This window comes from Peribacillus sp. NPDC060253 (genome assembly GCF_042727425.1).
Lineage (GTDB): Bacteria > Bacillota > Bacilli > Bacillales > DSM-1321 > Peribacillus.
In genome coordinates this window covers 1-8,003 of sequence record NZ_JBHXAS010000167.1, presented here as the reverse complement: position 1 = coordinate 8,003, position 8,003 = coordinate 1, and the positions used below count along the sequence as shown (strand labels likewise).

Below are 8,003 nucleotides of genomic sequence, written 5' to 3'. Positions count from 1 at the left end.
CCTTGCATTAAGCTAACCATTACTACTGCCTTCATGGTTCGGGACTCGCACCCTATAGATTGCACCCATGCCGGGCGCACGAAAAAGCTGCCTTATAGACAGCTCTGATCTTCAGCTAACGCACCTTTTAGTTCAACAACAAAATTTATTATTATCCTATTACTTCTCCCAAAGCTCTATACGCCTTCCCTCTGGATCTTCAATCCAAATAAACTTTCCAAATTCATTAATCGTCTTTTCCATAACAAGGGGAACACCCATTTTTTCTAGATGTTTGATACTGTCATCCAAATTTTCAACTTGAAAGTTTAACATCACTTGTTGTTCTGTTGGAAAATAGCGATCATTTTCAGAAAAGAAGGAAAAGATAGTTTCATTGCCTGATTGTGGTGTAATAATGGTACCATTCCAATTTTCAATTTCAATTTTTAGAACTTTACTGTACCATTTTTTTATATCCTCTAGATTTTTAGTCCTCCAAAAGATTCCTCCAAAACCCTTTATTATCATAAGAATCTCCCTCCTATCCCATTGGTTATTAATTTAAATTCTAGTTTTGAAAGCGAATTCCTTCTTTCACTAACCTGTCCCGATAGTTGCATAGGAAAAAGCTGCCTTAAAGACAGCTTCGATCCTCAACAAACGCACCCGTTAGTGAAATAAATCTTAGATAAAAATCACAATAAATAGTAATCCTATACCAATAAGAACTCCACCAATCAACTCATAGTTGTCAAACAAGAAGAACAATTTACTTTTATTTTTAAAATCGAATGAAAGAGTTCTTTTTCTTAACCAAAATGCAAAAGTGACAATAAAAAGCAACGCGAAAAGAAGTAACATTGGAGTATTTTTAATATATGGTTCACAAGGTTGCCTCAGCAACTAGTAAAGCATCCATAGTTAAAGAAAGACATAGCTAATGAATGAATTTCCAGTTGTAAAAATGAGGAATGCGCCCATTCCGATAAACAGAATCCGCCAAAACCAATAGCTACTTATGAAAGGAAAAAAATCGATTTTTCCTTCTTCAATCTCTTTTATACCCTTATACAACCACTTGTTCTGAAACAAACCAAAATACAGGAAAACTACTCCCGTTACAAAAACAAATGAACCACCTATCATTTCCTCCACTTAATCGAACTCCCTACTTACTCATCTTACCATTATCTTAGTATTTATTACTTTTCAACAAACCTGTCCCAATAGTTGACTAAAGAAAAAGCTGCCTTAAAGAATACTTTAATCACCAATTGCTACTATTAACTTGTTTTTCAGTAATGCTTCTTTGCAAAGTTCTATTAACTTTTCAGCAAACTGTTTTATTTTTTGTCCGTATAAATTTTCTGTTTTGTATTTAACAACTATGCCCTCGCAAATGTTTACTAACTGATTTATTTCTTGCATCTAAAATATTGTAGCACCATATTGATCTAACCCTATAAGCAAATCAAAAGATCCTTTTTCCGTACAACCTTTACCGTAATCTTCTTTAATCTGAAGATACCCCTGCGACTCTTCATTAAATTTTACAGATTCATTTAAGTATGCTGTCTCTTTTATTGTGTTTGCAATAAAGAAATCAATTCCTAACATCGTGGTACAGCCAACATTTCGAAACTTTTTTTACTCAATTTCTGCCCAGATAGTTACATAATCCAATCTACAATTTCCTATTTTATGTATGGTTGGAGGTACTTTACTCCCATGAATTTTCGTACTTTTTTCTAATTTTATCGACTTTATTATATTCGCAAATGGTATCTGCTAATTGAACTTTCATCGTATTTTTTTCGACTATAATAGTAAAATTATTAGAGCCACCACCATAATCAAATTCGTAATCATTATTCTCTATATGCTTATATGTTCCAGAAGATTGTTCTCCGCCCTGGACTCTTGAATTTTGAATTTCGAAATTGTTTTCCCCTTTAAAGATAAAGGAGTCTCGACAAACACTATTTTCTTCATCCACCTTTTTCCATGTACCTTTCCAAGATTGTGCTTTTTCTTCACCACACGCAGCTAATACTAATACAGCCATCGTTGAGATCATTAACATTTTTTTCATTCATACACCTACTCCAAAGGTCAACTTTATTTCCGACTTTTAATACGGACAAACAAGGTAAAAGTTACCTTTTCATAGTCATTATTGAAGTAAAGCAACTGTTAGTTGATAAAAAAAAGAAGAACTGTCGAAACAGCTCTTCGGATAAATTCTACGTCTATACTTACTTTTTCAAAACAGGGATCCATATTTCACTTCTAAATGTTGGTGAGGTTACATCTTTTTTTTCGTTCCAAAGGATTTCTGGCCCTTCTATTTGTTCATAGTTAGAGGATGGAAACCATTCCGAATAAATACGTCCCCATACATTTTGCAGTGTTTCAGGAAAAGGTCCGGCTGCTTCGAATACCGCCCATGTAGATGCATCAACTTCAAGCAGTGTTAAGTTATTTGGACACTCCCTCGTTGTTGCTACGCCTATATAATGATCAAGCTCCCCTTTTTCCTCCAACCTGCCTCCGGAAAAGTTCGCTGATGCACTAAGCAGTCCTAATGGCTCGACATTCGATAGTTTTTTGAGTTCATTTATCGTTTTTTCGTCTAAACTTTCCCACATAGAAGCAATCTCTGGATTAACCCCGTTAAAAATGATTGGAACTCTTTTTTTAATTCCAATAATGCGAAATGCCTCTTTTCCTTCTATTCGATAGTTCATTTCACTGCCTCCTTTAATAGATAGTTGGAAGGACATCGGTGGATAGGCTTTAAGTGAATGGCCATTACTTCTTGCTTCTGATGGTGTGATACCATGCAAATGTTGAAACGCTCTTGCAAAAGAGTCTGGTGAGCTGTACCCGTACTTTATCGCTATATCAATAACCTTTATGTTGTTATTTTTAAGCTCAAACGCTGCAAGCGTAAGTCGTCTTCGGCGGATGTACTCGGATAGCGTAATACCTGCCAGGAAGGAAAACATCCTTTTAAAATGATATTCCGAGCAATAAGCTAGCCTTGCAACTTCTTTAAAGTCAATATCGTTCGTAAGATTTTTCTCAATAAATTTAATGGCACTATTCATATTTTTGAGCAAATCCAATTCAATGACCTCCTTATATCCATAGAATAGCAGGAGTTGAAACTACTCATCCGACATTTTGTGCACCATTATGTAGGGTATATTCCTTCAACTAACCTGCCCCTTTAGTTGCATAACAAAAAGGTTGCATCAGCAACCTCCCTTATTGATTCTGTAAATTTAATTCGCATACAAGCGATATTGGTCGCTTAATGTATCTCCATTACCGTAAATATAAGCTTTTGAGCCGGATGTATAGGAGGAATTATCATACTTCCATTTGATTCTGAGCCCCATATACCCACCTGCTCCATATGTGTTCGTGCCATTCTTCTTTATATATTGCGAGAAGCTGTCCCATGTCCGGGGGCCAACCACACCATCTACTTTCAAGTTGTTTTCTTTTTGATATTTCTTTACACCAGCTTCGGTTTTCGGTCCAAAAATCCCATCAACGTCAACGACTGCTGAATCCGTATAAAAGCCCATGACATTCAGGATATATTGCATATTCCTGACCTCTACCCCATGAGTGTCCTTCCGCAAAATAGAGTTTTTATCCCAGCTATCTGGATGGTGAAATCCTCCAGCAGATGCTGAAGCGGTGGAAAAAGATATCCCTAGGGCCATTGCTAATACTACCAAACTAGTAAGTAATTTCTTCATAGCGCCATCTCCCTCTTTTTTTGTGCATCCTAACCTCTTTACTATTTCCTTCCAGATAAGATATTCCCCTTCCGACCAATGTCCTGTTTTGAACCTGCAGCAAACAGTCACCAAAAGGACTACAGAAATAGGATAAATATACGCTCACAATGGGGATTTCTACGTTTCTAAGTGGCCCATGAAAACATTGTACTTTGCCTACTACTAAAACATAGTTGAGGATCACCCCTCAAAATAGCCCTTTTCAACTTCATTTTCATTTCTTAAAGCAAGTTATGAGCCCTCTCCCTTTATTCCATTCATAATTTGGGCAGCCACGAATCTTCTCTTCCCTTTTCAAACTCTGCGAAGGTCCACGAATATTATTGCAATGCTGATGGTCATAATATAACCAATCAAGAATAGAAGAATATATCGTTCCCCGAGTGTTTCATAGGAAGGAGGGAAGAATGATTCCTAATCAAAAAGTAAATAAGGGACTCATTGTGTTTGGTACGATCATCATCCAAATAGGTCTTGGCACTATCTACACCTGGAGTTTATTCAATCAGCCCTTGGCAGACAAGTTCGGCTGGAAACTCAGTTCAGTGGCCATCACCTTTTCCATTACAAGCTTTGCTCTAGCATTGGCAACCCTATTTGCCGGGAGACTTCAGGAAAAATGGGGACTACGTCGGTTAATTGCTTTGGCAGGATTAGTGCTTGGAACGGGATTAGTCGCTAGTTCGTTCGCTTCTTCGTTAATGGTTTTGTACATCACGGCAGGGATTGTCGTGGGGTTCGCAGATGGATTAGCCTACATTACTTCATTGTCCAACCTAATCAAGTGGTTTCCGGAGCGCAAGGGCCTAATTTCAGGAATTTCTGTTTCAGCATACGGAATGGGGAGCCTGTTATTTAAATACATAAACACATGGCTATTGAATAATGTAGGTGCCTCACAGACGTTTTTGTACTGGGGAATCATTGTAATGGCCATGGTAGTGGTTGGGTCGCGTTTTATACGGGAATCAACTGAGACAGCTGAAACTAATGCGTCCTCTCTCAAAGATTCAAACAATTATACCGTCAAGGAAATGATGCGGACAAGAGAGGTATATCTATTGTTTATCATGTTCTTTACCGCTTGCATGAGCGGGCTTTATTTAATCAGTATTGCTAAGGATGTGGGTGTAAAGTTAGCTGGCTTGGATGTAGTCACTGCCGCGAATACTGTGGCCATGATTGCCATTTTTAACACATTCGGACGACTGATCCTGGGAGCCCTTTCAGATAAAATCGGCCGGATGAAGGTGATTGCCTTTAACTTCTTTGTTACAGCTGCTGCAGTTCTGGTATTAAGCCTGGGGAATATTAGATACGGTCTCTTTTTTGCCTGTGTAGCTGGCATCGCCTTTTGCTTTGGAGGCAATATTACCGTATTTCCAGCCATTGTTGGTGATTATTTCGGGTTAAAAAATCATAGCAAAAATTATAGTATCGTATATCAGGGATTCGGCCTTGGTGCCCTTTCAGGAGCCTTTATTGGGGCAATCATCAATGGATTTAAGCCAACTTTCATGATAATAGCCATTTTATGCATCGTGTCCTTCATAATTGCTCTCAGGGTGAAGCCGCCTATCGCGCGCAGTGGAAAACCGGTATAAAGTTCCCTTTGAGGAGCTAGGTGACCTATGCAATAAAGGGCTTATGGTTGTATCCGCAAATACAAAAAAACATATACCACTATGAACAAACAGGAGGAAAAGAATGAAGCAAACAATCGCAGATTTATTAATTGACTCATTATTGCGTGCAGGGGTGAAAAGGATTTATGGGATTGTTGGAGATTCCTTGAACGCTGTCCTAGATTCAATCAGGCGTTCTGGCAAGATTGAGTGGATTGGGGTTCGACATGAAGAGGTAGCGGCATTTGCCGCAGGTTCGGATTCCCTATTGAGTGGCAGCATTGCTGTTTGTGCAGGCAGTAGCGGCCCTGGTAATCTTCATCTTATCAATGGTTTATATGATTGCCATCGCAGCCGTATTCCCGTTTTAGCCATCGCAGCCCATATTCCAAGCAACGAAATCGGGAGTGAGTTTTTCCAGCAGACGCATCCCGAACATCTGTTTAAGGAATGCAGCCACTTCAGTGAGGTGGTGACAAAGCCTGAACAGATGCCTCGAATGGTTACAATCGCCATGCAGCATGCAGTTTCAAGAAAAGGTGTAGCTGTGTTGGTTCTGCCAGGAGATGTAGCAGCATTGCCTGACAATCAAACCGTCCCGGAACAGGTTGTACATGTGACACAACCTATTGTTCGTCCATCCGATGCCGAATTGAAAAAACTGGCGGAATATCTAAATGGAGGGAAACGGATTACTTTATTATGCGGTGCAGGATGTGAAGGAGCCCATTCACAACTAATGGAACTCTGTGACCGATTGAAGTCCCCTATGGTCATTGCCCTAAGGGGGAAAGAACATCTAGAGTATGATAACCCTTACTCTGTAGGTCTTACCGGCCTAATTGGCTACTCCTCCGGCTTTCACGCAATGATGGATTGTGATGTATTGCTGATGCTCGGTACTGATTTCCCTTATAGACAATTCTTTCCTAAGAAAGCCAGTATCCTTCAGGTTGACCTCAGGGCAGAGAACCTTGGGCGCCGGGCAAATCTAGCCTTGGGGCTTTGCGGTGATGTCAAGAACACGGTCGAAGCTTTGCTTCCTTACCTAACAGAGACGCATGGCTCGCGGCACCTGGATAAATATGTCGATCATTATAAAGATGTCCGCGAAGGGCTTGATGAACTTGCGGCAGGGAAACCAGGCCATACACCGATTCACCCTCAATATTTAACGAAAATGGTCAGTGATCTTGCCAGTGAGGATGCTGTATTTACATGTGACGTCGGAACACCTACCTTGTGGGCAGCCAGGTACCTCGAAATGAATGGGAAAAGAAGATTATTGGGATCATTCAATCACGGTTCGATGGCAAATGCCTTGCCGCAAGCAATTGGGGCTCAGTGCATCGATTCAGGCAGGCAAGTTATTGCCCTTTCAGGCGACGGTGGCCTTGCCATGTTAATGGGGGATATGCTAACTCTTCAACAGCATAACCTGCCTGTAAAGATCATCGTTTTCAATAACAGTGCGCTAAGCTTTGTCGAATTGGAAATGAAGGCAGCGGGCTATTTGGAGACCGGTACAGAGCTTAAAAACCCGAATCTAGCAGCCGTTGCCCAAGCAATGGGAATCATGGGGATACGCGTAGAAGACCCGGCAGACCTCCCGGATGCACTGAAGCGAGCTTTTGAACATAATGGACCTGTATTATTGGATGTACTCGTGAATCGCCAGGAAATATCCCTTCCCCCACGAATTGAATTTGGCCAGGCACAGGGTTTCACATTATGGATGGTCAAGGCAGTTCTGAATGGTGACGGTAATAAATTAATTGAACTTGCCAAGACAAACCTCCTTCGCTAGGTTCGATAAAAAGGGATTCATATACTAACTTTGAATCCCTGATTATTATGGGTGATTTATGAAATGAGTATTTACCACCTTTTACCTTGAAGTTCAAAAACAAAACCAAGTATATAGTTTTTCCATTTTCTTCTTTATTGACAAAATGAATAATTAAAAATAAGTTTCTATGATTATCAAACAAGTTACCTCAGATGAAAGACGTAGCAAGATATTCAAAGCCTTATCAGAAGTAAAGCGGATTGAAATCATTCGTTATCTTTATCATGATGAAAATAAAGATAAAAATTCATACGGAGAAATTGGTGAATCAATCGGAATAAATAAGTCAAACGTTTCATACCACATTAAAATTATGGTTGAAGCAGACCTAATTGATGTAGGGCGTGATGGGCAATTTAAATATATAAAAATAAGGAAGGATACATTTCAAGAATTTTTACCTGTTTTTTTGGCAACTTTATAGTGGCCGAAAAACCATTCTTTTTCATCATTAGTTTTAAAGTTTTAGAACTATTAAATAAAAAATGAGTGAGTTTCTTATGCGAAATTGCGGGAGTTTCTCGCTCTGGCTTTTATAACTACTTTTCTTCAGAAGCTCAAGAAAGAAGAGAGCAAAGAGAAGAAAAAGACTTGATACTTAAAGAAAATATTTTAAATGCTTTTCATTTTAAACGCCGTCCTTACAATGATTTTTGAGAGGATGTGTCCGTCTTGGAACGTAAAAATACAGGTAAAAAATATAATAATGAATTCAAGAAGACTATTGTAGAT

Annotated in this window: 9 protein-coding genes and 1 pseudogene; 4 read left to right on the top strand and 6 right to left on the bottom strand. The window is 39.2% G+C overall.

Annotated features, from left to right (window positions below):
• Positions 1-159: 159 nt before the first annotated feature.
• The 6 genes from ACFWE9_RS24640 to ACFWE9_RS24615 form a co-directional block, all read right to left on the bottom strand.
• Positions 160-507 carry a VOC family protein gene (locus ACFWE9_RS24640; protein ID WP_377359273.1) on the bottom strand — a complete coding sequence of 116 codons (348 nt, stop codon included), beginning with the start codon at positions 505-507 and terminating at the stop codon, positions 160-162.
• Between the two features lie 396 nt (positions 508-903).
• Positions 904-1,137, bottom strand: a complete 234-nt coding sequence (locus tag ACFWE9_RS24635) for a hypothetical protein (protein WP_230160428.1) — start codon at positions 1,135-1,137, stop codon at positions 904-906.
• Between the two features lie 273 nt (positions 1,138-1,410).
• On the bottom strand, positions 1,411-1,599 hold the full coding sequence (locus ACFWE9_RS24630) for a hypothetical protein (RefSeq protein WP_377359271.1): 189 nt from the start codon (positions 1,597-1,599) through the stop codon (positions 1,411-1,413).
• Between the two features lie 103 nt (positions 1,600-1,702).
• Positions 1,703-2,074: a hypothetical protein gene (locus tag ACFWE9_RS24625; RefSeq protein WP_230160432.1), complete on the bottom strand. Its 372-nt coding sequence runs from the start codon at positions 2,072-2,074 to the stop codon at positions 1,703-1,705.
• A gap of 163 nt (positions 2,075-2,237) precedes the next feature.
• Positions 2,238-3,110: an AraC family transcriptional regulator gene (locus ACFWE9_RS24620; protein ID WP_377359269.1), complete on the bottom strand. Its 873-nt coding sequence runs from the start codon at positions 3,108-3,110 to the stop codon at positions 2,238-2,240.
• A gap of 159 nt (positions 3,111-3,269) precedes the next feature.
• Positions 3,270-3,755 carry a peptidoglycan-binding domain-containing protein gene (locus ACFWE9_RS24615; RefSeq protein ID WP_230160436.1) on the bottom strand — a complete coding sequence of 162 codons (486 nt, stop codon included), beginning with the start codon at positions 3,753-3,755 and terminating at the stop codon, positions 3,270-3,272.
• A gap of 449 nt (positions 3,756-4,204) precedes the next feature.
• Here ACFWE9_RS24615 and ACFWE9_RS24610 point away from each other — a divergent pair, with 449 nt between their 5' ends.
• From ACFWE9_RS24610 to ACFWE9_RS24595, 4 genes and pseudogenes are all read left to right on the top strand, one after another.
• Positions 4,205-5,401, top strand: a complete 1,197-nt coding sequence (locus tag ACFWE9_RS24610) for an L-lactate MFS transporter (RefSeq protein WP_230160438.1) — start codon at positions 4,205-4,207, stop codon at positions 5,399-5,401.
• Between the two features lie 103 nt (positions 5,402-5,504).
• Positions 5,505-7,229, top strand: coding sequence for a ubiquinone-dependent pyruvate dehydrogenase (gene poxB / locus ACFWE9_RS24605; protein WP_230160442.1), 1,725 nt, complete (start codon positions 5,505-5,507; stop codon positions 7,227-7,229).
• Positions 7,230-7,398: 169 nt separating this feature from the next.
• Complete coding sequence (locus ACFWE9_RS24600; RefSeq protein WP_230160444.1) at positions 7,399-7,695, top strand: ArsR/SmtB family transcription factor; 297 nt, start codon at positions 7,399-7,401, stop codon at positions 7,693-7,695.
• A gap of 65 nt (positions 7,696-7,760) precedes the next feature.
• Positions 7,761-7,910, top strand: a pseudogene (locus ACFWE9_RS24595) (IS3 family transposase); the annotation flags it as partial.
• Positions 7,911-8,003: the final 93 nt, after the last annotated feature.

Coding starts and splice junctions, on each gene's coding strand:
- poxB (WP_230160442.1), top strand. CDS start 5,505: ATGAAGCAAACAATCGCAGATTTATTAATTGACTCATTATTGCGTGCA.
- ACFWE9_RS24615 (WP_230160436.1), bottom strand. CDS start 3,755: ATGAAGAAATTACTTACTAGTTTGGTAGTATTAGCAATGGCCCTAGGG.
- ACFWE9_RS24600 (WP_230160444.1), top strand. CDS start 7,399: ATGATTATCAAACAAGTTACCTCAGATGAAAGACGTAGCAAGATATTC.
- ACFWE9_RS24610 (WP_230160438.1), top strand. CDS start 4,205: ATGATTCCTAATCAAAAAGTAAATAAGGGACTCATTGTGTTTGGTACG.
- ACFWE9_RS24630 (WP_377359271.1), bottom strand. CDS start 1,599: ATGTTAGGAATTGATTTCTTTATTGCAAACACAATAAAAGAGACAGCA.
- ACFWE9_RS24625 (WP_230160432.1), bottom strand. CDS start 2,074: ATGAAAAAAATGTTAATGATCTCAACGATGGCTGTATTAGTATTAGCT.